Below are 25356 nucleotides of genomic sequence, written 5' to 3'. Positions count from 1 at the left end.
AGCGCGTTCAGGCTCCCAACGGAGCTGAGCGCCTCGGGAGCGTCCAGACTTAGGGGCGCGACTCTAAGGCCTTAGAATCCCGGGTTGTTCCTAGCAAACCCCTCCTGGAGGAGTCATGAGCGATATCGAAGCACGTGTCAAGAAAATCATCGCCGAGCAACTCGGCGTGCCTGAAGCCGATGTGACCAATGAAAAGGCCTTCGTCGCCGATCTGGGCGCTGATTCTCTGGACACCGTGGAACTGGTGATGGCCCTGGAAGACGAGTTCGGCATCGAGATCCCGGACGAGGAAGCCGAGAAGATCACCACCGTCCAGCTGGCGATCGACTACGCCGTCAAGCACCAGAAGGCTTGATGAAGGGCCCGGAAGGCCTTCGCGCCTTCCCCCTTCATCGGCGCTCATCCTGAGCGCAGCCTCTGATGTACCCGCAGTATCAATTCAGTCATAGAGCATGAGCCGTCGTCGCGTCGTCGTCACCGGTCTTGGCCTGATCAGTCCCGTGGGTAACACGGTCGAACAGGGCTGGGCCAACATCGTGGCTGGTCAATCCGGTATTGATCACATCACCCGCTTTGATGCCAGCATCCTGGCCTGTCATTTCGCGGGCGAGGTCAAGGGCTTCAACGTGGAGGAGTACATCCCCGCGAAAGAAGCGCGGCACATGGACACCTTCATCCATTACGGATTGGCGGCGTCCCTGCAAGCCGTCCGTGATGCCGGCCTGCCGACCGGCGATGCCCTGACCCCCGAGCTGGCCGAGCGTATCGGCGTGCTGGTGGGCTCCGGCATCGGCGGCCTGCCCATGATTGAAGAGACGCATGCGGAACTGGCCTCGCGCGGCCCGCGTCGCATCTCGCCGTTCTTCGTGCCGGCCTCGATCATCAACATGATCTCCGGCCACGTCTCGATCCAGTGCGGCTTCAAGGGCCCGAACCTGGCCATCGTGACGGCGTGCACCACCGGCCTGCACAGCATCGGCCAGGCTGGCCGCATGATCGAGGCGGGTGACGCCGACGTCATGGTGGCCGGCGGTGCTGAATCCACCGTATCGCCGCTGGGCGTGGGTGGCTTTGCCGCGGCTCGCGCACTCTCCACCCGCAACGACGACCCCAAGACCGCCTCCCGCCCCTGGGACAAGGACCGCGACGGCTTCGTGCTGGGCGAGGGTGCCGGCGTGCTGGTGCTGGAAGAGTACGAACACGCCAAGAAGCGTGGCGCCAAGATTTATGCGGAACTGGTGGGCTTTGGCATGAGTGCCGATGCTTATCACATGACCGCACCGGATGTGGACGGCCCGACCCGCTCGATGCGCAATGCCCTGCGCAATGCCGGTCTGAATGCCGACCAGATCCAGTACATGAACGCCCACGGCACCTCCACGCCGCTGGGTGATGCCAACGAGACCAACGCCATCAAGCAGGCCTTCGGCGACTACGCCAAGAAGGGCCTGGTGGTGTCGTCCACCAAGTCGATGACCGGCCACCTGCTGGGGGGTGCTGGTGGCATCGAATCGGTGTTCACGGTGAAGGCGCTGCACGACCAGGTCGCGCCGCCCACGATCAACATCTTCAACCAGGACCCGCAGTGCGACCTGGACTACTGCGCCAACGAGGCGCGGAAGATGCCGATCGAATACGCCGCCAAGAACAACTTCGGTTTCGGCGGCACCAACGGTACGCTGATCTTCAAGCGGATCTGAGTGGACGCGGGGCGGTCTGGACATGACCGTGCCTGCTCACGACACCACGCACCACACACCCGCCCTCCAGGGGGCGGACCCACGCCGGGTCTATCAGCGCGCCACTGGCCGCTCGATGGCCCGGCGTTTTGTTTGCAGGCCTGAACCGGTGTGGCAGCGCTTTCACGACGTGGCCTGCGCCGTGGGTGCACTGGCGGCCTCGCAGGCGCTGCTGATGCAGATGCTTGCCCCCCACTGGGCGTGGACCGTGACTGGGCTGGTGGCGATGGTGCTCACCATCGTCATCGCCCTGCGCGGTCGAGTCCTACATGGTCGAGTGGTGCGCGGTCGAACGGTGCGCGGTCGAACGGTGCGCGGTCGAACGGTGCGCGGTGACAACTGGGCCGGTGCCGAATCGGGTCTGCTGCGCTGGGACACCCAGCAATGGTGGTGGCAATCCTCCGAGCCCGGGCTGCTTGATGAAGCCACCGATGCGACCCCGGCGGCGACCGCAGGTGCGCCGCTTGCCGTGACGCCTCAGGTGCTGCTGGACCTTGAACACTGGATGCTGCTGCGTTTGACACCTGTCGGCGCTGGCTGGCGGTTCTGGCAGCACCGTCTGGTGGCGCTCAACGGCCGGCACCACGCTGGCGACTGGTCGTTACTGCGCATTCACCTCTTCATGGCACGCGGGTGAGCAATTCCGTGCATGATGTGAGATCTGTTTTCAGCTTCGCTCCTGACGCGAGTCTTCATGTCCAACACGTTCCGTCATCTTGCCCTGGCGCTCGCAGGCGCCGCCGCGCTGCAGGCGCCGTTGCACGTTGTCGCCCAGCCGGCGGCTCCGGTGGCCACGCCGCCCCAACCGGCCGCTTCCGGTCCGGTGGTTCCCGCCGTGCCCAGCACCGATCTTGCACGGGCACTGCCCGACTTCAGCGTGCTGGTCGAACAGGCCGGCCCGGCCGTGGTCAACATCCGGACCTCGGAAAAGATCAAGGCGGGTCCGAATGCGCAGCTGGACGAGCAGATGCGCGAGTTCCTGCGCCGCTTCGGCATCCCGGTGCCCCAGCAGCGCAAGGGCACGCCAGCCCCCAATCCCGCACCGGACGATGACGATGATGATGACGATGCCTCGCCGCAGCGTCGTGGCCTGGGCTCCGGTTTTGTCATCGGCGCCGACGGCTATGTGATGACCAACGCCCACGTGGTGGACGAGGCCGACGAGGTCATGGTCACCTTGACCGACAAGCGCGAGTTCAAGGCCAAGGTGGTGGGCCTGGACCGCCGCACCGACGTCGCCGTGCTCAAGATCGAGGCCACCGGCCTGCCCATGCTGCGCATGGGCGATGTGGGCAAGCTGAAGGTGGGTGAGTGGGTGATGGCCATCGGCTCGCCCTTCGGCTTCGACAACACGGTGACGGCCGGCATTGTCAGCGCCAAGGCGCGCGACACCGGCGACCTGCTGCCCCTGATCCAGACCGACGTGGCCATCAACCCCGGCAACTCCGGTGGCCCGTTGTTGAACCTGCGCGGCGAAGTGGTGGGGATCAACTCGCAGATCTACAGCCAGTCCGGCGGCTTCATGGGCATCTCGTTCGCGATCCCCATCGATGAAGCGATGCGTGTGGCCGACCAGCTCCGCAGCAAGGGCCGTGTCACGCGCGGCATGCTGGGCGTGTACCCGGACGACCTGACCAAGGAAGTGGCCGAGGCCATCGGCCTGGGCAAGCCGCAAGGCGCGCTGGTTACCCGCATCACCGCCGGTGGCCCTGGCGAGAAGGCGGGCCTGGAGCTGGGCGACGTCATTACCCGCTTCGGCGGCAAGCCGGTGGAGAAGGCCGTGGACCTGCGCCGCCTGGCCGCCTCCAGCCCGCCCGGCACGAAGGTGCCGATGCAGGTCTTCCGCCGTGGTTCCTACAAGGAGCTCACCGCGACGCTGGATGCATTGCCGGACGACCGCGCCGCAGCGACGCCTGAACCGGAAGCGCCTGCGCAAACCGGCGCCCAGGCCTGGGGCCTCACCGTCAGCGAGCTGACCGATGCGCAGCGCAAGGAACTGAAGCTCACCGCCGGCCTGAAGGTCGACGCGGTGGACGGCGCTGCTGCACGTGCCGGCCTGCGTCCTGGCGATCTCATCCTGTCGGTCAGCAACACCGAGATCAAGACGCTCAAGCAGTTCCAGGCGGTGCTGGCCAAGGTCGAGAAGGGCAAGCCGCTGCAGATGCTGGTGCGTCGTGGCGATGCGGTGACCTTTGTGGTCCTGAAGCCGGGCAAGGGTTAAACATGCCGGTGGTGGGTGTCACGCAGGGTAAACCCTCGGTTCCCCGCTTCACCCCACCAGTCATCTGGGGCTTTCCGTGATGCGGAATCCACAGCCGTTTAGCGACCAGCGGCGCAGAAAGTTGCGTCGGTTGGTGCTCGCTAGCGGATGTGACCAACCCCAGGGATTGATGCATCCCTCCGCTACAATCGCACCGCGTCTGGCTCCCTTTGTAGCCATCTCTGCAGTGAATCCAGTCGGCCATCTGCTTCCGGGTGAAGTGGCCGGAATGATCCACAGGATGTCCTCAAGCTTTTGTGGATAACCTGTTGAAAGAATTCCTGTTGGAGGAGGGCAACGCCCGCAAAGCTCGCATCCATGCGGTTTCCAGGGCGGCCCTTTTGGCTACAATGAAAGCCCAACAAGCAGTTGCCATAAGTTTTGTTGGAAGGCGCGTCACCGTTTAGACGTGCCTTTTTTTTATGTCCCCGTATGTTCCGTGGGCCCCCTGAAAGGGCCCTCGACCTGCCGCACACACGTGGCCTCGTCGGACCGTTCATCTCACGGTCCCATCGTTGGCGCCTTACTGTCCGCGGCCTCCGACTGAGTCCATGAACCACATCCGCAATTTCTCCATCATTGCTCACATCGACCACGGCAAGAGCACGCTGGCCGATCGCATCATCCAGCGTTGTGGAGGGCTGTCGGACCGGGAAATGGAAGCGCAGGTGCTGGACTCGATGGACATCGAGCGCGAGCGCGGCATCACCATCAAGGCCCAGACCGCTGCACTTCAATACAAGGCGCGCGATGGCCAGGTCTACAACCTGAACCTGATCGACACCCCCGGGCACGTGGACTTCTCCTATGAAGTCAGCCGCTCGCTGTCCGCCTGCGAAGGGGCGCTGCTGGTGGTGGACGCCAGCCAGGGCGTCGAGGCCCAGACCGTGGCCAACTGCTACACCGCCCTAGAGCTGGGGGTGGAAGTGGTGCCGGTGCTCAACAAGATGGACCTGCCGCAGTCCAACCCCGAAGGGGCCAAGGCCGAGATCGAGGAAGTCATCGGCATCGATGCCACGGACGCCATCCCGTGCTCGGCCAAGACCGGCATGGGTGTGGATGACATCATTGAAGCCATCATCGCCCGCATGCCGCCCCCCAAGGGCCAGGTGGAAGCCCCGTTGCGGGCCATGATCATCGACTCCTGGTTCGACAACTACGTGGGCGTGGTGATGTTGGTCCGTGTGGTGGACGGCACGCTGCGCAAGAACGAACGCATCCGCATGATGGCCACCAATGCCATCTACCCGGCTGAACACCTGGGGGTGTTCACGCCCAAGTCCGAGCCGCGGGACCAGCTCAACGCGGGCGAGGTGGGTTTCATCATCGCCGGCATCAAGGAACTGGCGGCGGCGAAGGTGGGCGACACCGTCACGGTGGAAAAGAAGCAGCCCAACAACCTGGGCCCGGCAACCGAGGCGCTGCCCGGCTTCAAGGAAATCCAGCCGCAGGTGTTCGCGGGCCTGTATCCCACCGAAGCCAGTGAATACGATCAGCTCCGTGATGCGCTGGAAAAGCTCAAGCTCAATGACGCCTCACTGCGCTTCGAGCCGGAAGTCTCCCAGGCGCTGGGCTTCGGCTTCCGCTGCGGCTTCCTGGGCCTGCTGCACATGGAGATCGTCCAGGAACGCCTGGAACGTGAATTCGACCAGGACCTGATCACCACCGCCCCGAGCGTGGTGTACGAAGTGCAGCTGGGCGACGGCGAAGTCATCGAGGTGGAGAACCCCTCCAAGATGCCGGAGCAGAGCAAGATTGGCGAGATCCGCGAGCCCATCGTCACCGTCCACCTCTACATGCCGCAGGAATATGTGGGGGCGGTGATGACGCTGGCCAACCAGAAGCGCGGTGTGCAGCTCAACATGGCCTACCACGGCCGCCAGGTGATGCTCACCTACGAAATGCCCCTGGCCGAGATCGTGCTGGACTTCTTCGACAAGCTGAAGTCGGTCTCGCGGGGTTACGCCTCGATGGACTACGAGTTCAAGGAATATCGCGCCTCGGACGTGGTGAAGGTGGACATGCTGATCAATGGCGACCGCATCGATGCGCTCTCGCTGATCGTCCACCGCAGCCAGTCCCAGTACCGCGGCCGCCAGGTGGCCGCAAAGATGCGCGAGATCATCCCGCGTCAGATGTACGACGTGGCGATCCAGGCGGCCATCGGCGCCAATATCATCTCGCGCGAGAACATCAAGGCATTGCGCAAGAACGTGCTGGCAAAATGCTATGGCGGGGATATTTCCCGTAAGCGCAAGCTGCTTGAAAAGCAGAAGGCCGGCAAGAAGCGCATGAAACAAATCGGTTCGGTGGAGGTGCCGCAAGAAGCCTTCCTGGCCATCCTCCAAGTCGAAGAATGAACGCGATGAGTGCACTGACCGGGCTGCTGTACGCCGCCCTGATCGCCTACCTGGGCGGCTGGTTCTCGGGCTACTGGAACGGCAATTTTTCGCTGTTGCTGTTTGTGCTGACCATGGTGACGCTGGGTTACTGGACCGCCGAGCGTTTCTATTTCCAGCCGGCACGCCGACGCGAGGCTCAGGTGGCCGCCGACGCCTGGGAGAAGGAACAACGCTGGCGCGGTGCCGATCTGAACCCCGCCGCACGGGAGCTGATTGCCGAGCCGCACCTGCGCCAGCCCTGGTGGCTGGACTGGACCGCCGGCTTGTTCCCGGTCATCTTGATCGTCTTCCTGCTGCGCTCCTTCCTGTTCGAGCCATTCAAGATTCCGTCCGGCTCCATGGTGCCGACGCTCCTGATCGGGGACCTGATCCTGGTCAACAAGTTCCACTACGGCGTTCGGCTGCCGGTGATCAACAAGAAGATCATCAGCAACCATGACGTGGAGCGTGGCGACGTGGTGGTGTTCCGCTACCCGCTCAACCCCAGCGTGGACTACATCAAGCGTGCCGTGGGCCTGCCCGGCGACGAAATCCGCTACCTGAACCAGAAGCTGTATGTGAACGGCAAGCAGGTGGACACCCAGTCCCAGGGCGACTTCTTCGACGACGACCCTGGCGCCATGCGGATCCGCCCCCTGTTCACCGAGAAGCTCGGTGTGGTGGAGCACAAGATCCTGGTCGATCCGCAGCCGCGCGAGAGCGTCGTCCGCCCCATCGCTCCGTTCCCGTATTCAGAGAACTGCACCTACACGCTGGAAGGTGTGACCTGCAAGGTGCCGGCCAACCATTACTTCATGATGGGCGACAACCGCGACAACTCGCAGGATTCCCGCTACTGGGGCTTTGTGCCCGATGAGAACATCGTCGGCAAGGCCTTTGTGGTGTGGATGAATTTCGGGAATCTGAAGCGCATTGGCAGCATCCAGTGATGCTGGCACAAATGACTATGCTGGATACTAAACAACGAGGATTGGGAGAACGCACCATGATCGGGGCTTGCATCAAACGTCGTCCATCCACCAGCGGCCAGCCCGCCGGACATCGCCAGCGCGGTCTGAGCCTGTTCGGCCTGCTGTTCTGGGGCGTCATCATTGCATTCCTGGCTATCGTGGGCATGCGCGTCACCCCGACGGTGATGGAGTACTTCACCATCCAGAAGGCAGTGGAGAAGATTGCCAGCAGCGGCCCGTCCTCCGTGGGCGAGGTGCGTTCTGCGTTCTCCCGGACCAAGGAAATCGAATATTCGATCGTCAGCATCGAGCCCAACGACCTGGTGGTCACCAAGAAGGACGACAAGGTGAAGATCAGCTTCGCCTACGACAAGGAAGTCTCCCTGTTCGGTCCGGTCTTTCTGCTGATCAAGTACAAGGGCGAAACTCGCTGAGGACCGCCAAGGATGCCCATGACCCCGCAAGCACTTGATGCCCTCCAGCAACGACTGGGCTACCGCTTTTCGCAGGCGGATCTGCTCCAGCGCGCGCTGACGCATCGAAGCTTCGGGCAGCAGCACAACGAGCGCCTGGAATTCCTGGGTGACGCGGTGCTGAACATGGCGGTGTCGGCCTTGCTGTTCGAGCGTTTCGCCGGCTCGGACGAGGGCGACCTCACCCGCATCCGCGCCCATCTGGTGCGCGAGGACAGCCTTCACAAGCTGGCGCTGCAACTGCAAATGCCGGAATCGCTGCGGATGAGCGAGGGTGAAGCCCGTGGGGGTGGTGCGCAGCGCCCCTCCATCCTGGCAGATGCCCTGGAAGCCGTGATCGGCGCCTCCTATCTGGACGGTGGCTACGCTGCCGCCAACGACATCGTTCGCCGGCTCCTGGGCGACGTGGTCACCGGCAGTGGTATCGACCAATGGGCCAAGGACGCCAAGACGGCACTGCAGGAATGGCTGCAGGCGCGCCGGCTGCCGGTGCCCACCTACCGCATCGTCGAGACACGCGGCCAGGCGCACGCCCAGACGTTCACCGTTGAATGCCAGGTGCCCGCGCTCAGCCTGGCGCGGACTGGCGATGGCCGCTCCCGCCGCATGGCGGAGCAGGAAGCAGCCCGTGAGCTCCTGGACGAGCTACTGGCTGGCGACAAGCCCGGCACCGGCTTGCGCGACTAAGCAAAAGGCATCCCATGAAAAAATACGCTCGCAGCGGTCTGGTTTCCGGACCGGCTGCTACTTCACCGACGGCGCTTGACGGCCAGTCCGACGACGCCATGAACCATCCGGACGCCGCCGACGCGGACAGCCCCGACGCAGCGCCGGGCAGCTATGACGACGACCATGTGGTCGTGCACGGCCATGAGCGGGACGACGCCGACGACGTGGATGACGTCACCGACGCTGAAGCAGACGACGGCGACGAAGAGGATGACGCTGACGACAGCGCCGCCCTCGGTGTGCGCGGGGGCATCGGCGCGGCGCCCTATGAAGGTGATGCCCGCTGCGGGCTGATCGCCATCGTCGGCCGGCCCAACGTCGGCAAGTCCACGCTGCTGAATGCGCTGGTGGGGCAGAAGGTGTCCATCACCTCGAAGAAGGCCCAGACCACCCGGCACCGGATCACCGGCGTGCGCACGGTGGATGAAGCCCAGTTCGTTTTTGTGGACACCCCCGGCTTCCAGACCCGCCACAGCTCCGCACTCAACCGCAACCTGAACCGCACGGTGCAAGGCGTGCTGGCGGACGTGGACCTGGTGCTGTTCGTGGTCGAGGCTGGCCGGTTCACCCAGGACGATGCCAAGGTGTTGTCGCTGTTGCCGCAGGACAAGCCGGTGGTGCTGATTGCCAACAAGCTGGACGCCGTCACCCGCCGCGCGGACATGATGCCCTGGCTCAAGAGCATGCAGGAGCGCCGCAACTTCAGCGAATTCGTGCCCTTGTCCGCCCAGAAGGATTCGGACGTGCTGCGCCTGTTCCAGATCCTCAAACCCTACCTGCCCAACCAGGAGTGGTTCTATGACGAGGATGCGCTGACCGACCGCAGCGAGAAGTTCCTCGCCAGCGAGATGATCCGCGAGAAGCTCTTCCGGCTGACCGGTGATGAACTGCCGTACAGCGCCACGGTCATCATCGACCGCTGGCAGGAGGAGGGCAACCTGCGCCGCATCGCCGCCACCATCGTGGTGGAGCGGGATGCGCAGAAGGGCATGATCATCGGCTCGGGCGGGGAACGCCTCAAGCGCATCGGGTCCGAGGCACGTCAGGAACTCGAGCGGCTGATGGAGGCCCGCGTGTTCCTGGAACTGTGGGTGAAGGTGCGCTCCGGCTGGGCCGACTCCGAGGAGCACCTTCGCAGCTACGGCTATGAGTGATTGAGCCCCCCAGTCGCTTCGCTCCTGCCCCCGAGGGGCGCCATCCGTTGGTCAGGGGGACCCTGACCAAGGATGTGGCTGGAGGGGTCGGGCCCGGCGGGGCCGGACCCTCTGGGGTGCGCGTTCTGGGTGCTGGGTGCTGGGTGGTTGGGGCTATGCGGGGGCTATAAGGGCTGCCGAGATGGCGTTGTTGTGGTGATGGAAATACGTTGATGGTTCGTGCTTCACGGCCGCCCGCCGTCCAGGCAGGGTTTGTGCTGCATCACTACGACTGGAGCGAAACCAGCCTCGTGCTGGATCTCTTCACCCGTGAGCAGGGGCGGCTGGCCGTGGTAGCCAAAGGGGCCAAGCGCCCGTATTCCCAGTTGCGCGGGGTGCTGCTGCCGTTTCTGAAGCTGCAGGTGACGCTGAGCAAGCCGTCCAAGATGAACGAGGAAGGCGTGGCCGAGGTGCAGTCACTGCGCGGCGCAGAATGGGTGGGCGGCCAGACGCTGCCCAGCGGCGCCGCACTGTTCAGCGGCTATTACGTCAATGAACTGCTGCTGAAATTCCTGCCCCGCCAGGACCCCCATCCCGCCCTGTTCGACGCCTACGCCGACTTGCTGCCTCAGCTGCAGTCCGGCGAAACCGCCCAGACCGCGCTGCGCGCCTTCGAGCTGCGGCTGCTGGCCGATTGCGGCCTCCTGCCCGACCTCAGCGTGCTGGCCACCACCCAGGCTCCGGTGGACCTGGAACGCCTGTATATGCTCTCGGCGGAAGCCGGCGTGGTCGTGCCCACCCATGACGCCCCCCAACTGACCGGCCAGGCGCTGGTGCGCCTGCAGGCAGCACTGATGCATGGCAGCATGGAGGCGTTGCGTGCCGCCTGCGAGGACGCAGGTTCATCGCTGAAGCCCTTGCTGCGAGGCCTGCTTCACTATCATCTGGGCCATCGACCGCTGAGAACGCGACAGGTGCTGCTGGAAGTCCAGAAGCTCCTGACCTGACCGGAGTTCCCCACCGCATGAATCCCCTGATCGCCCCCGAAGGCTCCCGCCCCGATGCGCGTTGCGCGCTCTCGGTCAACGTCAACAAGGTGGCGCTGCTGCGCAATACGCGGCATCTGGGCATCCCCAGCGTCACCCGGGCCGCCCAGCTGTGCCTGGAAGCCGGCGCGCAGGGCATCACCGTCCATCCGCGCCCGGACGCCCGCCACATCCGTCCCGATGACGTCCACGAACTCGCCCAGTTGCTCAAGGCCTGGCCAAACGCCGAATACAACATCGAAGGCAACCCGACCCAGAACCTGATGGAGTTCATCCGCGCCACACGGCCGCATCAGGCGACCTTCGTGCCGGACAGCGAAGACCAGTTCACCTCCGACCACGGCTGGAACCTGCCCGCCGATGCCGAACGGCTGCGCCCCATGATCGCCGAGTGCAAGTCCCTGGGCGTGCGGGTGAGCCTGTTCATGGACCCGCTACCCGAGGCCATGGCGCATGTGGCCGCGCTGGGCGCGGAGCGCATCGAGCTCTACACCGAGACCTGGGCCAGCGCCTTCGGCACCGACCGCGAGGCCACCGTGCTGGCGGGCTTCACCGCCGCCGCCCAGGCCGCGCTGGCACAAGGCCTGGCCGTCAATGCCGGCCACGACCTGAACCGAGACAACCTGACCCGCTTCCTGCGCGAGGTGCCGGGCGTGGCTGAGGTCTCCATCGGCCACGCACTGATCGCCGACGCCCTGGAGCTGGGCTACACGGAAACCGTGCGGGACTATCAGCGCTGCATCCAGCGCGCCTACGCCTGAGCTCGCCATGATCTACGGCATCGGCACCGACATCTGCGATATCCGCCGCATCCGCGAGACCTTCGAACGGCGTGGCGTGCGCTTTGCCGAGAAGGTGCTGGGTCCGCACGAGCTGGCCGTGTTCCACGAGCGTTACGCCCGTGTACCGGCACGTGGCATGGCCTACCTCGCCACCCGCTTCTCCGCCAAGGAGGCCTTCTCCAAGGCCATCGGCATGGGCATGCGCATGCCCATGACTTGGCGGGACTGCGAGGTGGTGAAGGCCCCCAGCGGCAAGCCCGGCATCCGCCTGCACAACGCACTGGCCACCTGGTTCGAGGCCAAGGGCCTCACGGCCCACGTCACCGTCACCGACGAGACCGAATACGCCGCCGCCTTTGTGGTCGTGGAATCGCGCGACTGATCACCCCGCTGCCGCAGGAACACCTCCGGCATGCGCTTTCTGGATCCCCCCAATGACCGACTCCCTGCACGCCCCCGTCATCCTCGATATCGCCGGCCCCGCGCTGAACGCCGACGACCGCCGCCGCCTGGCGCACCCGCTCACCGGCGGGCTGATCCTGTTTGCCCGCCATTTCGAGAGCCGCGCACAGTTGACCGCGCTGTGCGCCGAAGCCAAATCCATCCGGCCGGATCTTCTGATCGCCGTGGATCAGGAAGGCGGCCGTGTGCAGCGCTTCCGCACCGATGGTTTCACCGCCTTGCCAGCCATGCGCACGCTGGGGGAACTGTGGATGGAAGACGCCATGCGCGCCGTGCAGGCCGCCACGGCCACCGGCCTGGTGCTGGCGCTGGAACTGCGCGCCTGCGGTGTGGACCTGAGCTTCGCCCCGGTGCTGGACCTGGACCATCAGGACGACGCCCGCCAGTCGCGCAGCGGTGTCATCGGCTCGCGCAGTTTTCACCAGGACCCGCGTGTCGTGAGCCTGCTGGCGCAAAGCCTGATGCAGGGCCTGGCGCTGGCCGGCATGGGCAGCTGCGGCAAGCACTTCCCCGGTCACGGCTTCGTGACGGCGGATTCCCATGTGGACGTGCCGGTGGACAATCGCAGCCTCAAGGCCATCCTGGCCGAGGATGCTCGGCCCTTCGAATGGCTGAGCCTGAGCCTGTCGGCCGTGATGCCCGCGCATGTCATCTACCGCAAGGTGGACAGCCGCCCCGCCGGCTTCAGCCCGCGTTGGCTGCAGGAGATCCTGCGTGAACGGCTGGGTTTTGCCGGCGCCGTCTTCAGTGACGACCTCGGCATGGCGGGCGCGCGGGTCATTGAAGGGCAGCCGGTCGGCTTCACTGAAGCGGCGCTGGCCGCGCTGGACGCCGGCTGTGACCTGGTGCTGCTGTGCAACCAGAGCCTGCAAGACCAGGGCCGCGCCATCGATGAACTGCTGGAGGGCCTGCAGCAGGCGCAGGACGCCGGCCACTGGGCACCGGCCATCGACAGCGAGGCCCGCCGCGCCGCGCTGCTGCCGCAGTCCGCGCCGCTGACCTGGGATGAGCTGATGCTGGCGCCGCGTTATCTGGAGGCGCTGGCCCGCCTGCCCTGATCGCTCACGCCTTCTCCGCCTTCAGGCGCAGCACCAGGGTGATCAGGCTGGTGAAGGTGGCCAGCCCGGTCACCCCTACCCAGCCCACATGGTTGAGCAGCACGCTGCCCAGCGCGGCACCGGTGGCCATGCCGATGAACATGCCGGTGAACAGGATGGCGTTCAGGCGGCTGCGGGCGGCCGGGTCCAGTCCGAAGACGATGGTCTGGTGGGAAACCAGCACGGCTTGCACCCCGAAGTCGAAGGCGATGGCCAGGACGACCAGCAGCACCAGCGCAGCGGAACGGTCCAGCAGCGGCGTGACGGACATGACCGCAAAGGACACCGCCGTGATCAGCGCGCCCACCTGCGTCACCACCCCCGGCCCGCGCTTGTCGGCGATACGGCCGGCCAGCGGTGCCGCCAGCGCGCCCGCTGCACCCGCCAGGCCGAAGGCGCCGGACACCGCACTGCCCAGGCCGAAGCGCTGATGCAGCATCACCGCCAGCGTGGACCAGAAGGCACTGAAGGCGAGCGACAGCATGCCTTGGGCCAAGGTCGCACGGCGCAGCGCGGGCAGCTCACGCCACAGCTTGCCCAGTGAGCGCATCAGGGCCGGATACGTGGTGGGCGCGGCCGGCTTGAGCGAGGGGAGCCAGCGCCAGCTCACCAGGCCGGTGATGGACAGCGCCAGGGCGGCCAGGCCGAAGACCCAGCGCCAGCCCAGCACCTCGGCAACGATGCCGCTCATCACCCGCGACAGCAGGATACCCAGCAGCAGCCCGGTCATCACCTGGCCGACGATGCGGCCCCGATGTTCCATCGGGCTGAGCGCGGCGGCCATGGGCACAACGTCCTGCGCCAGCGTGGCGGTCAGGCCGAGCAGGGCGCTGGCCAGCAGGAACGGGGTGTAGGCGGGCACCAGCCCGCACAGCAGCAAGGTCAGCACCAGCAGCACGAACTTGGTGAGGATGACCTTGCGGCGATCGAAGCGGTCGCCCAGCGGGGTCAGCAACAAGATACCGGCCGCGTATCCCAGTTGGGTGAGCATGGGCACGGCGCCGATCTGGGCCGGGCTGGCATGCAGGTCATCGGCCAGCGCGGCCAGAATGGGCTGGCTGTAATAGAGGGAGGCGGCGCCCAGCCCGGCGGACGCGGCCATCAGGACAATCAGCGGCCCCGGCGGCGAGACCGTTGGCGCGGCCATGGGCACAGGCCCTGGGGCAGCACCGGAGACAGTACCGGAGACAGCACCAGGAGCCACACCTGGTGCAGCACTAGGAGCAGCACCAGGAGCAGCACCAGGTGCTGCGGTCAGTGGAAGAGCGGACATGGAAAACCTTTCTGGAGCGGCGAGGGCCCCTAGGGTTGGCCTCACCGGGTGTGTCGCCGAAACGACTTGGGATGAATTGTTGAGGCTGCACGGCCGCTCCGGAAGCCGGCCCGCATGCACAAGCGCTATACCCTTGGCGTATGAATGACGCGACCCGAGACCTCGGCGGCCTGGACCGCCTCTCGTTGCTACAGACCTTCCTGCAGGTGGTGGAGGCCGGCAGCTTCTCCGCCGCCGCGCAGCAACTCGGCACCACCCAGCCCACGGTGAGCCGTCGGCTGCAGATGCTGGAGTCGCTGCTGGGCGCCCGCCTGGTGGAGCGCTCCACGCGCGGCCTCAGGCTGACCGAGGAGGGGCGGCGCTGCCTGGCGCAGGCGCGTTCGCTGATCGACGGCTGGAACACGCTCAGCGAGGATCTGGGCGAGGACAACCAGCCGCTCAGCGGCCGGCTGCGGGTGCGCGTGCCGCATGCCTTTGGCCAGCATCAGCTGATGGAGGTCCTGGCGGGTTTCATGAAACAGCATCCGGGGCTGACGGTGGAATGGATGCTGCAGGACGAGTTGCCGGACTTCAGCCGCGAGGCGGTGGACTGCGCGGTGGTCGTGGGGCACGTGGAACGGCCGGAGCTGATCATGGTGCCGCTGGCGGAGGTGCCACGGGTGCTGGTGGCGGCGCCCGAGCTGGCGGGTCGCCTGCCGGCCGATCTGGACCAACGGTCGCCCGCGGAGATTGCCGACAGTCTCCAGACCCAGTCGTGGCTGGCACTCACCACGTTCTATCGCGAAGAGATCCGCCTGCGGCCGCAGGGCGGCGGTGAGGTGTTGTCGGTGCCGCTGAACTTTCGTTTCGGGACGGACAGCCTGTTTGCGCTGATCGAGGCCACCCGGCAGGGCCTGGGCCTGGCGGCGGTGTCTCACTGGGCGGTGATGGACGACCTGGCATCAGGGCGACTGGTGCGCTTGCTGCCACAGTGGTGCGCCATGCCGTTGCCGTTCTCGCTGGTCTTCCCGTCCCGACAACATCAACCGGCACGGCTGCGCGCCTTTGCGGCCCTGATGCGGGAAGTGGTCCCCGGCATCCGGGGCATGCGGGCGGTGGGTGGCGGCGTGGGCTTGGGCGTGGGCGGCGAGCGCCCGCAGACCTGACGCGGCGAGCGCCCGGGGTTTGGTCCGACGACGACGCCCGATCAGCCACGTTTCTCCGGCCACGCTCAGTCCACGCTGCGCCCACGCTCAGTCCACCGCCGCCCATTCCTCCTGCGCCACGTCCCGGATGCAGCGCACGAAGTCTTCGGCCGCCCGGGTCAGCAGGCCGTCTTCGCGCACCAGCAGGCTCATGTTCAGCCGCGGCAGGTCCTGCGCCACCGGCAGCGGTGTGAAGCGCTCCCGCAGCAGCGGCATGCCAATGGCAAAGAGCGACCAGAAGAACACCACGTCGTTTTGCATGGCCAGGCTGTGAAACAGGGCCTGCGACGTGCAGCGGGTGACCCGGCGCGGCGGCTTCAGGCCGTGCTGGCCAAACAGCGCCGCCAGGAAGGCGGGGAAGCGGTCGGTGATGTCGGTATGGATCCACTCGGCGTCGTGCAGCTCCCGCAACTGGGTGCATCGCGCCAGCGGGCTGTCCCGGTGCACGGCCAGCGAGGTCCGCAGTGAGCACAGGGGTTCGCTGGCCAGTGAGCCGGCAGGCTCCTGCCCGGTGGTGGCCGCCACGGCGAAGTCCAGCGCACCCTGCTGCAGCTTGTCGTAGAGCTGGTCGCTGGTGTATTCGATGAAGTTGAGTTCCACCTCGGGCCAGGCCGCCCGGAACAGACTGAAGGCGCGCGGCAGGATGGTCAGGCCGGCCAACGGCGTGACCCCGATGCTCAGCCGCCCGCCGCGCTCGCCCTTCATCGCGCCCACGTCTTCCTGCGCCCGTTGCATTTCCCTGACGATCAGGCGTGCGCGCTTCAGCAGGGTCTCGCCCTCCGGTGTCAGGTTGACGCCACGGGTATGGCGAGAGAGCAGCCGGATGCCGAGGCCGGTCTCCAGGTCCTTGATGGCCTTGGTGATGGCGGGCTGGGTGAGGTGCAGCGCCCGTGCGGCGGCGTTGATACCACCATGGTCGGCCACGGCAACCAGGGCCAGGAGTTGATGTTGCTTCACGTCAGAGGGGGCTGGAAAAGGGAGCGGCGGGGGCCTGCCAGCCCCCGTGGTTGCGAGCTTTGGGACAGTCGCGCCACCCCGGCAAGCCGGGAAAGCGATCAATAAGCGGCAGTTATCACTATAACTATCCGTGAATTGCTGTTTCTTACTCCCTTCATCAGAGTCCGGTCGCCGGGAGCCTCTGCGCAGAGGCCGACCCAGCTGGTTTCCCCGACCTCTCCAACGACCGCCAAGACCCCCATGAAAGCTTCCCAAGCCGCTCTGAGTTGTGTCCTCGCCTGTGCGTCGCTGTCGGCCCTGGCCGCCGATCCCGTCCAGCCCTACCTGTACAGCCACCTGGCCCGATGGCCCGAATTCAATCCGGGCAACGACAACAAGGTGACCATGTATGGCACCGTCGACCTGGGCCTGAACTACGCCAAGGCCGAAAACGCCACAGCCTCCAAGACCATGCAGAGCGGCGGGGACTACACCTCCAAGCTGGGCATCTACGGTCGCGAGGATCTGGGTGGCGGCCTCAAGGCCGAATTCAACCTGGAATCCAGCATCAAGGCCGACACCGGGACGGCCACCACCACCCAGTTCTGGGACCGCGCGGCATGGGTGGGGCTGAAGTCCCGCGAGTGGGGCACGCTGCGTCTGGGCAACCAGCTCGGCGCCACGCTGCCGCTGTTCGTGGACGTGTTTGGTGTGGTGACCACCAATTCGATGAGCTACTGGCTCGCCAGCGCCATCACGCAAAAGAGCGCGTACACCGCTGGCATTAGCAGCTACGGGCTCAACAGTGACCTGGGCAACGGTGCCACGCAGGTGACCACCCGGGTGCCGCGCGCCATCAGCTACCAGACCCCGCGCATCAATGGTTTCGACGCCAAGCTGATGTATGCGCCGGGCGCCAACACCACCTCGCAGAACAAGGTCTACAACCGGGCCGGCGTGGTGACCTACCTCAATGGTCCGTGGTTCGGCTCGGCGAGCTACAACCAGGTCTTTGGTAATAACTCCATCACCGGCGCGGCCGTGCGCACCGACGTGACCGGCGTGGCGGGCATCTACGACACCGGGTCCCTGGTGCTGTCCGCCGCCGTGAACCAGAACGAGGTGAAGATCCAGGACGGTGGCAAGGCCACGGTCTATTCGCTGGGCTTCATCCTGCCGGCAGGCCGCCATGTGGCGCGTGTGTCGATGGTCTACCGGGACACCTCGGGCGTGCGCGAGCAGGCCACCGGCAAGGAAGTGAGCAGCTCCGCGCTGGGCATCATGGCGGGTTATGACTATGAGCTGTCCAAGAGCGTGGGGCTGTATGCCCGTGCCGGCTGGCTGCGCAACTACGGCGCCTCCACCATCATGTTCAACAACGTGACGCTGCCGCTGCAGGCCGGCACCACCAACGCACAGCTCGGCATCACGGCCGAGACCGCGGCGGTGGGCATGTACTACCACTTCTGATCCAGCAGGACGCAGGCGATGGCCGACCTCCCCACTTCCCCCCCGCCGGCTGACCGCCGCCGTCCCTGGATGGTCGCGCTGCTGATGGCCGTGATGGTCATCAGCGTGCTCGACAAGACCATCTTCGCCTTCGCCGGCCCGCAGATCATTGATGAGCTGCGGCTGACGCCGGAGCAGTTCGGTTTTGTCGGCAGCGCCTTCTACTTCCTGTATTCCGTCTCCGGGCTGGTGGTGGGCTTCCTGGCCAATCGCTGGCCCACGCGCTGGATCCTGGCGGGCATGTCCCTGGTCTGGATGCTGGCGCAGGTCCTGACGTCCGTCAGCGGTGGTTTCGCCGCGCTGGTGGGCAGCCGCATGCTGCTGGGCGCCGGTTGCGGCCCGGGCACGGCCGTGACGCAGCACGCCTGCTTCAAGTGGTACTCGCCACGCGAGCGGGTGCTGCCGGCCGCCTTGATCCAGGTGGCCATCATGCTGGGCGCGGTGGCCGGTGCACTGGCCCTGCCGATGGTCATCCAGCGGCTGGGTTGGCGGCAGGCCTACCTGATGCTGGCAGGTGTCGGCCTGGTCTGGCTGGTGCTGTGGCAATGCTTCGGACGTGAGGGCCGGCATGGTGACCCGGAGGACAGCGACGGCGCACCGGTGCGGGGGCGCTACGGTGCGTTGTTGCTCAACCGCAGCTTTGTCCTGATCACGGTGGCGGGCTTTTGCGCCTATCTCCCCACGGCGCTGCTCTACAGCTGGGTGCCCATGTATCTGCAACGCGGGCTAGGCATGACGCCGGTGCAGTCCGGCCTGCTGGTGATGGTGGCCACGGTAGGGGTGATCGTGGGCAATCTGGTGGTCTCCGGCCTGTCCCAGCGGGCCCTGCGGCGCGGCGCAAGTGTGCGTGCCGCCATGGTGGCCCCCCCGATGCTGGCCTGTGGGGCTGCTGGCGTGGCCCTGGCGCTGATGGGCTTCAGCCATGCCGTGCCCGCCGTCACGCTCACGCTGTTCCTGACCGGCAGCGTGCTGGTGAACCTGCTGCCGGCCTTCGCCAACAGCATCGTCGCGACCCTGGCGCCCACGCGTCAGCGCGGCAGCATGCTGGCCATCCACATCGGCCTGATGACCAGTGCCGGCATGCTGGCGCCGCATGTGGTGGGCCATGCCGTGACAGCCATGGGTGGTGACATCGCGCGGGGCTTCGAGCTCTCCGTCGGTGTGTTTGGTGTGGCGCTGGTGATCGCCGGGCTGTTGGGCGGATGGCTGATCGACCCGGAACGCAGCCGGCGCGAAGCGCTGGCCGTGCAAGGAGCGGCAGCATGAGTGTCGAAATGGACCTGCAATGTTTTTCGGCCAGCTACGCTGAGGCCCGCGACAAGTTTCTGGGTGCTGCCGCGCGACGTGGCCTGCAGGTGCGCTCCCACCTGCATCCGCTGCCCGGGCGGGACGGCGAGCGGCTGGCGCTGGACGTCGTGCGCATGGGGGCGCCGGAGGCCGCCAACCTGCTGGTGATCAGCAGCGGCTGCCATGGCATCGAGGGCTTCTGTGGCTCTGCCGTCCAGGTGGACCTGCTGCGGGATGACGACTGGCATGACCGATGCGAACGCGATGGCCTGGCCGTGCTCTACCTGCACGCGCTGAACCCGCACGGCTTCTCGTGGGAGCGCCGCGTCACGCACGAGAACGTGGACCTGAACCGCAACTTCCGCGATTTCGACGGGCCGCTGGAAACCAATGAGGACTACCAGGCCATTGCGCGGCTGCTGGTGCCGGAGCGTTGCCCACCCACGCTGGCCAGCCATGCCGGCTTGCTGTGGCACGCATTGCGCCACGGCCGCAAGGCCATCCAGGCCACCATCTCCCGAGGGCAGCAGGTGGATCCGAACGGTTTGTTCTTCGCCGGGCGCGGGCCGACCTGGAGCCATCTGGCGGTCAAGGCCGTGATGCAGGAGCATGGCCAGCGTTGCAAACGCATCGGCTGGGTCGACATCCATACCGGGTTGGGCCCGATGGGGGTGGGCGAGCGCATCTACAAGGGCCCGCAGGATGCCGCCTCGCTGGCGCGGGCGCGCCGCTGGTGGGGGGCGCAGGTCACCAGCGCCGAGGAGGGCAACTCCTCCTCCGCCGTGCTGGGCGGCACGCTGGACCAGGGCGTGATGCCCGCCTGCCCCCAGGCTGAATACAACGGCTTGACGCTCGAGTACGGCACCTTGCCGGGCCGGGTGGTGCTGGACGCGCTGCGCGCGGACCAGTGGCTGGCCTGCCATCCCGAGGCGCCACACGAGCAGCGCCTGGCGATCAAGCGCAACATCCGTGCGGCCTTCTATGTCGAGACCGATGAGTGGAAGCAGCAGGTGCTGCAGCAGGGGCGCGAGGTGATGGCGGCGACGCTGGAAGGACTCGCCTCGCCCCTGGGTTCGTGAAGGTCTCGGTATCTGTCCGCTATCAGTCCGCTATCAGTCCCGATAGTGGTTCTGCAGCTTGTAGCCCCGCGCATACCAGGCAAACAGCAGTGCTGCGGCCAGCGCAAAGCCGGCGAAGAAGAACATCTGGAACGCGGTCACGCTGGTGCCCGTGCTCTTGATGTAGCCGGTCACGGCCTCGCCCTTGACGCTGGCGTTGGCCACCAGCACCCACAGGTTGCCGATGGTCACCGAGAGGTTCCAGAAGCTGGTGATCACGCCCTTCATGGCCAGCGGTGCCTGGCTGTAGGCAAACTCCAGGCCGGTGGCCGAGACCAGCACCTCACCCAGGGTCAGCAGCGCATAAGGCAGCACCTGCCAGACGATGGACACGTTCTGTCCGCCATCGATCCACAGTTGCAGGCCCCCCACCACGATCCAGGCCAGGCCCGAGAGCGCGATGCCCGCGCCCATGCGGCGCAGCGCATTGAGCTTCACGCCGGCACGTTCCAGCAGCGGGTAGAGCACCAGGTTGTTGAACGGGATCAGGATCATCACCAGCGCCGGATTCAGCGCCTGCATCATGGACGACTTGAACCATTCCGGCTTGGCCATCTGGTCGGCCTGCAGGATCCAGGTGGAGGCCTTTTGGTCGAACAGGGACCAGAATGGCGTGACCAGCGCAAACAGCACCAGCAGGCGCAGCACGGTGCGAACGCCTTCCACGGCTTCAGCCGGATGGGGGCCACGAGCTCGCGGCAGCTGCATCCAGGCGCCCACGCCGCCAAATCCGAGCACCAGCACCAGCGCGCAGCAGAAGGCGATGACAAAGCCCCATTGCGGCGACATCGCCAGGGCGGCAATGGCCAGCAGGCCGCCAATGGCGGCGACGGTCAGGCCGGGACGGCCTTCACCGTCGCGCCGTGCCAGCAAGGCGGTGCGCACCACCTTCAGAAACCCGTGCGGGTCCTGGGCCGCGGTTGGCGCCACATGCACGTAGCGGCGGCGGCCGCTCCAGAAGATGGCGGTGGCGATGAACATCAGCACGCCCGGGATGCCGAACGCCACGCTGGCGCCGAAACGGTCCAGGAAGATGGGCATCAGCAGCGAGGCGAAGAAGGACCCGAAGTTGATGATCCAGTAGAAGGCATCAAACACCTTCTGGGCCAGCGATCGGTTGGTCTTGTCGAACTGGTCGCCGATGAAGGAGCTCACCAGCGGCTTGATGCCGCCTGAGCCCAGCGCAATGAGAAACAGGCCGGTGTAGAAGCCGTGCAGGTTGTTCTCGAAGATGGCCAGGCAGGCATGGCCCGCGCAGTACACCAGGCTGAGCCAGAAGATGGTGTTGTATTTGCCAAAGAAGCGGTCGGCCAGCCAGCCGCCCAGCAGCGGGAAGAAATAGACCCCGATCACGAAGGTGTGGAACACCTCCTTGGCTTCGCCCTTGCGCAGCGGTTCCGGAATGGCCAGCAGCAGGCTGGTCATCAGGAACACCGTCAGGATGTTGCGCATCCCATAGAAGCTGAAGCGTTCGCAGCCTTCATTCGCGATGATGAAGGGGATTTGCGAGGGCATCTTCGGCGCGGCGGCGGCAGCCTGACCGGCGCCCAGCGGCGGGGTGGAGACGGAGGATGAGCTCAAGGGGATCTCCCGGCGGGATCGCTGCCACGATGAGTGGCGTTCAGACAAGGCACGGGTCGTGCCAACAAAGAAAAAGCCGCCGGGCGAGAGGCCGCGGCGGCTGCGCGGACTGAAAGCGCCGGGGCGCCTTCAGTCGTTTCAGGCCTCGAAGGGCAGCTTGAACTGGCTGAGATCCTTGCGAGTTTCCACAAGCACCAGCGGACCTTCGTCCACCACCGTCACCGGGGCCGGTTCACGGCCCAGCTTGGCGGCCTTTGGTTCCGCTGCAATGGCCGCCTGCACGGAGGCGATCTTGTCCGCATCGCTGTTCACCCAGACCAGGCCGGCGCCTTCGGCGACAGCGCTCAGATCGGCGATCGGCAGTTCGAAGCGGGGCACGACCGGAGCCACAGGGGCCGGGGCCGGGGCCGGTGCGGCCACAGGCACCGGGGCAGCGGCCACGGGTGCTGGTGCGGGGGCTGCTACCACCGGAGCGGGCGCGGCCACAGGGGCAGGAGCCTGCTCCACAGATTCACCCACCGATGCCACCTGTTGCGGTGCTTCAGCGTGCTCACCCTGGGCGACACCTTCGGCGCTACCTTCAGCGCTACCGGCTTCGGAGCCACCCGCCTCGCCCTCACGGCGATCGCGGCGATAGCGGTCACGCCCACGGCCGCGGCGGCGGCCGTCACGCGCCTGGCCTTCGCCTTCTTCGCCAGTAGGCGCTTCACCTTCAGCGACGTTGCCCACGGGCTCGGCAGCTTCGGTGACGTCAACGTCAGCCTGCGCGGTCTGGCCGTCCAGGGACGCGTCGATGCCTTCTGCGCCTTCCGCGCCTTCGGCACCCCGTTCACCGCGGTTGCCACGACGACGACGACGGCGACTACCACGCTCTTCACCGGTTTCGGTGTTCAGCGCCAGGCCATCCGGCAGTGTGTCGGCGAATGCGGTCGGCGATTCGGTATTGGCGGCTTCCGTGCCGGACAAGGCCAGCGTCTGCTCCTGTGCGGCCTCGACAGCGCCTTCGTTGCGAGGGGCGCGGTCACCACGCTCTTCGCGGCGACGACGGCCACCACCTTCACCGCGCTCACCACGCTCAGCGCGTTCACCACGGTCGGTACGCTCACCACGGTCCGCACGTTCCTGACGCGGGGCGCCTTCGGTGGCGGTCACTTCCGGCTTGTCGGCACGCGGCTCATTGCGGCGGCCACCGCGTTCGTTGCGGTCACCACGTTCTGCACGTTCGCCGCGTTCGGCCCGATCACCGCGCTCGGTACGCTCACCACGTTCCCCACGCGGTGCGCCGTCCTGTTGCGGGCGGCCTTCACCGCGGCCTTCACCACGACCGTCACCACGACCTTCGCCACGACCTTCGCCACGGCCCTTGCCGTCGCGCGCCTTGGCTTCGCCGCGCTCGCCGCGCTCGCCACGGTCACCCCGTTCGCTGCGCTCACCACGCTCACCACGCTCACCGCGCTCACCGCGCTCGCCACGACGCGAACGATCACCACGACCGCCGCGTTCACCCTGGCGTTCGCCGCGTTCCTTGCGGCCCGGCTCGGTGGCCTTGACGGCCGGTTCCGGCGCAGGGGCCGGTGCCGGGGTCGCGCCAAACAGGCTCTTGATCCAGCCGAAGAAACCACCACCCGCATCCACCGGTGCGGCAGGCGCGGCCACAGGGGCCGGCGCGGCCACGGGCTCGGCGGCTGCCTTGGCAGGGGCCGGCACCGGCATCGGCGCGGGTTGCTCCGGCAGGATGCCCTTGATCACGGGCTCTTGCTTGTTCTGCTTCTCGGCGCCACGACGGGTGATGCCCACCTCGTCCTGCGGCTCCTCGATCATGGTGTAGCTGGCCTGCAGGTTTTCCAGACGCGGGTCGTCGTGGCGCAGGCGTTCCAGCTTGTAGTTGGGCGTGTCGAGATGCTTGTTGGGCACCAGCAGCACGGTGACGCGCTGCTTGAGTTCGATCTTGGTGATCTCGGTGCGCTTCTCGTTGAGCAGGAAGCTGGTCACTTCCACCGGCACCTGCACGTGCACGGCGGCGGTGTTGTCCTTCATCGACTCCTCCTGCACCATGCGCAGGATCTGCAGCGCGGAGGACTCGGTGTCGCGGATGTGGCCGGTGCCGTTGCAACGCGGGCAGGTGATGTGGCTGCCTTCGGACAGGGCCGGGCGCAGACGCTGGCGGCTCAGTTCCAGCAGGCCGAACTTGCTGATCGAGCTGAACTGCACACGGGCGCGGTCCTGGCGCAGGGCGTCGCGCAGGCGCTGCTCGACGTCACGGCGGTTCTTGGACTCCTCCATGTCGATGAAGTCCACGACGATCAGGCCGCCCAGATCGCGCAGGCGCATCTGGCGGGCGATTTCGTCGGCCGCCTCGAGGTTGGTGCGGGTGGCCGTTTCCTCGATGTCGCCGCCACGGGTGGCGCGGGCCGAGTTCACGTCCACCGACACCAGCGCTTCGGTGTGATCGATCACGATGGCGCCGCCCGAGGGCAGGTTCACCGTGCGGCTGAAGGCCGTCTCGATCTGGTGCTCGATCTGGAAACGGCTGAACAGCGGCGCGTCATCGCGGTAACGCTTGACCTTGTGCGCCGTCTCCGGCATCACATGGCTCATGAATTGGTGGGCCTGCTCGAAGATGTCGTCCGTATCGATCAGGATTTCACCGATGTCGGCGGTGAAGTAGTCGCGGATTGCGCGGATCACCAGCGACGATTCCTGATAGATCAGGAAGGCGCCCTTGCCACCGTGGGCCGCCTCGTCGATGGCGGTCCACAGCTTGAGCATGTAGTTCAGGTCCCACTGCAGCTCGGCGGCATTGCGGCCGATGCCTGCGGTGCGGGCGATCAGGGACATGCCCTTGGGGTAGTCGAGCTGGTCGAGGGCTTCTTTCAGCTCCTCGCGGTCTTCACCCTCGATGCGGCGGGACACGCCACCACCGCGGGGGTTGTTGGGCATCAGCACCAGGTAGCGGCCGGCCAGCGAGACAAAGGTGGTCAGGGCTGCGCCCTTGTTGCCGCGTTCTTCCTTTTCCACCTGGACCAGCAGTTCCTGGCCTTCCTTGATCACGTCCTGGATCTTGGCGGAACGCACGTCCGCGCCTTCGCGGAAGTACTGGCGGGAGATTTCCTTGAACGGCAGGAAGCCGTGACGGTCCTCGCCGTAATCCACGAAGCAGGCTTCCAGCGACGGCTCGACGCGCGTCACAACCGCCTTGTAGATATTGCCCTTGCGCTGTTCGCGCCCTTCGATTTCGGTCTCGAAATCCAGCAGCTTTTGTCCATCGACGATGGCCAGGCGACGCTCTTCCTGCTGCGTCGCGTTGATCAGCATGCGCTTCATCAGTTCTCCTCCACGGCCGGAATGTGTTCTCGGCCGAACTACATCAGAATCGCCGCCGTCATTTCATTGAC

The 25356-nt window shown here is 66.2% G+C and carries 21 protein-coding genes; 17 read left to right on the top strand and 4 right to left on the bottom strand.

Translation table 11 applies throughout. The features are described 5' to 3' along the window. Nucleotides 1-115: 115 nt before the first annotated feature. The 13 genes from acpP (at nucleotide 116) to nagZ (ending at nucleotide 13034) form a co-directional block, all read left to right on the top strand. Nucleotides 116-355, top strand: coding sequence for an acyl carrier protein (gene acpP, locus BMY53_RS04820; protein ID WP_058936430.1), 240 nt, complete (start codon nucleotides 116-118; stop codon nucleotides 353-355). Nucleotides 356-452: 97 nt separating this feature from the next. After that, entirely contained in the window at nucleotides 453-1700 is a 1248-nt protein-coding gene (gene fabF / locus BMY53_RS04815) for a beta-ketoacyl-ACP synthase II (RefSeq protein ID WP_092944220.1), read from the top strand. A gap of 22 nt (nucleotides 1701-1722) precedes the next feature. Continuing rightward, the gene (locus tag BMY53_RS04810; RefSeq protein ID WP_143073925.1) at nucleotides 1723-2376 is read left to right on the top strand and encodes a hypothetical protein; all 654 of its coding nucleotides are present in this window, start codon (nucleotides 1723-1725) and stop codon (nucleotides 2374-2376) included. Between the two features lie 57 nt (nucleotides 2377-2433). Continuing rightward, on the top strand, nucleotides 2434-3960 hold the full coding sequence (locus tag BMY53_RS04805) for a DegQ family serine endoprotease (RefSeq protein ID WP_092944216.1): 1527 nt from the start codon (nucleotides 2434-2436) through the stop codon (nucleotides 3958-3960). A gap of 590 nt (nucleotides 3961-4550) precedes the next feature. After that, nucleotides 4551-6359, top strand: coding sequence for a translation elongation factor 4 (lepA, locus tag BMY53_RS04800; protein WP_092944214.1), 1809 nt, complete (start codon nucleotides 4551-4553; stop codon nucleotides 6357-6359). Nucleotides 6360-6364: 5 nt separating this feature from the next. Further along, complete coding sequence (lepB, locus tag BMY53_RS04795; protein ID WP_177200720.1) at nucleotides 6365-7330, top strand: signal peptidase I; 966 nt, start codon at nucleotides 6365-6367, stop codon at nucleotides 7328-7330. Between the two features lie 56 nt (nucleotides 7331-7386). Next, nucleotides 7387-7785, top strand: coding sequence for a DUF4845 domain-containing protein (locus BMY53_RS04790; RefSeq protein WP_092944210.1), 399 nt, complete (start codon nucleotides 7387-7389; stop codon nucleotides 7783-7785). Nucleotides 7786-7803: 18 nt separating this feature from the next. Beyond that, complete coding sequence (rnc, locus tag BMY53_RS04785; protein ID WP_092945103.1) at nucleotides 7804-8511, top strand: ribonuclease III; 708 nt, start codon at nucleotides 7804-7806, stop codon at nucleotides 8509-8511. Between the two features lie 206 nt (nucleotides 8512-8717). After that, nucleotides 8718-9707: a GTPase Era gene (era, locus tag BMY53_RS04780; RefSeq protein WP_404947859.1), complete on the top strand. Its 990-nt coding sequence runs from the start codon at nucleotides 8718-8720 to the stop codon at nucleotides 9705-9707. Between the two features lie 212 nt (nucleotides 9708-9919). Further along, nucleotides 9920-10693: a DNA repair protein RecO gene (gene recO / locus BMY53_RS04775; protein WP_092944206.1), complete on the top strand. Its 774-nt coding sequence runs from the start codon at nucleotides 9920-9922 to the stop codon at nucleotides 10691-10693. 17 nt (nucleotides 10694-10710) lie between these two features. Next, the gene (locus BMY53_RS04770; protein WP_092944204.1) at nucleotides 10711-11493 is read left to right on the top strand and encodes a pyridoxine 5'-phosphate synthase; all 783 of its coding nucleotides are present in this window, start codon (nucleotides 10711-10713) and stop codon (nucleotides 11491-11493) included. Nucleotides 11494-11500: 7 nt separating this feature from the next. Continuing rightward, nucleotides 11501-11896, top strand: a complete 396-nt coding sequence (acpS, locus tag BMY53_RS04765; protein ID WP_092944202.1) for a holo-ACP synthase — start codon at nucleotides 11501-11503, stop codon at nucleotides 11894-11896. A gap of 52 nt (nucleotides 11897-11948) precedes the next feature. Further along, a complete protein-coding gene (nagZ, locus tag BMY53_RS04760) occupies nucleotides 11949-13034 on the top strand; it encodes a beta-N-acetylhexosaminidase (RefSeq protein ID WP_092944200.1) in 1086 nt (361 codons plus the stop codon). Between the two features lie 4 nt (nucleotides 13035-13038). Here the strand turns inward: nagZ and BMY53_RS04755 are convergent, their stop codons facing one another. Continuing rightward, complete coding sequence (locus BMY53_RS04755) at nucleotides 13039-14220, bottom strand: MFS transporter (RefSeq protein WP_092944198.1); 1182 nt, start codon at nucleotides 14218-14220, stop codon at nucleotides 13039-13041. A 266-nt stretch (nucleotides 14221-14486) separates the two neighbouring features. On the opposite strand from BMY53_RS04755, the gene BMY53_RS04750 reads away from it, so the two are divergent. Further along, nucleotides 14487-15491: a LysR family transcriptional regulator gene (locus tag BMY53_RS04750; RefSeq protein ID WP_092944196.1), complete on the top strand. Its 1005-nt coding sequence runs from the start codon at nucleotides 14487-14489 to the stop codon at nucleotides 15489-15491. Nucleotides 15492-15578: 87 nt separating this feature from the next. Here the strand turns inward: BMY53_RS04750 and BMY53_RS04745 are convergent, their stop codons facing one another. Then, nucleotides 15579-16487, bottom strand: coding sequence for a LysR family transcriptional regulator (locus BMY53_RS04745; RefSeq protein WP_177200719.1), 909 nt, complete (start codon nucleotides 16485-16487; stop codon nucleotides 15579-15581). 240 nt (nucleotides 16488-16727) lie between these two features. On the opposite strand from BMY53_RS04745, the gene BMY53_RS04735 reads away from it, so the two are divergent. From BMY53_RS04735 to BMY53_RS04725, 3 genes are read left to right on the top strand one after another with little or no spacing between them, the layout of a single operon-like run. Beyond that, nucleotides 16728-17936 (top strand): porin, encoded by a 1209-nt coding sequence (locus BMY53_RS04735; protein WP_092944194.1) that lies wholly within the window; start codon nucleotides 16728-16730, stop codon nucleotides 17934-17936. 18 nt (nucleotides 17937-17954) lie between these two features. Continuing rightward, on the top strand, nucleotides 17955-19241 hold the full coding sequence (locus tag BMY53_RS04730) for an MFS transporter (RefSeq protein WP_092944192.1): 1287 nt from the start codon (nucleotides 17955-17957) through the stop codon (nucleotides 19239-19241). Then, on the top strand, nucleotides 19238-20341 hold the full coding sequence (locus BMY53_RS04725) for a M14 family metallopeptidase (RefSeq protein ID WP_255370033.1): 1104 nt from the start codon (nucleotides 19238-19240) through the stop codon (nucleotides 20339-20341). The genes BMY53_RS04730 and BMY53_RS04725 overlap by 4 nt, the downstream gene beginning before the upstream one ends. Before the next feature lie 33 nt (nucleotides 20342-20374). Here the strand turns inward: BMY53_RS04725 and BMY53_RS04720 are convergent, their stop codons facing one another. Both BMY53_RS04720 and BMY53_RS04715 read right to left on the bottom strand, forming a co-directional pair. Next, the gene (locus BMY53_RS04720; RefSeq protein ID WP_092945101.1) at nucleotides 20375-21895 is read right to left on the bottom strand and encodes a POT-type proton-dependent oligopeptide transporter; all 1521 of its coding nucleotides are present in this window, start codon (nucleotides 21893-21895) and stop codon (nucleotides 20375-20377) included. A 204-nt stretch (nucleotides 21896-22099) separates the two neighbouring features. Continuing rightward, entirely contained in the window at nucleotides 22100-25285 is a 3186-nt protein-coding gene (locus tag BMY53_RS04715; protein WP_092944188.1) for an Rne/Rng family ribonuclease, read from the bottom strand. Between the last annotated feature and the right edge of the window lie 71 nt (nucleotides 25286-25356).

This window comes from Roseateles sp. YR242, from assembly GCF_900109745.1.
Classification (GTDB): domain Bacteria; phylum Pseudomonadota; class Gammaproteobacteria; order Burkholderiales; family Burkholderiaceae_C; genus Roseateles.
This window is presented reverse-complemented; position numbering and strand designations above follow the sequence as displayed.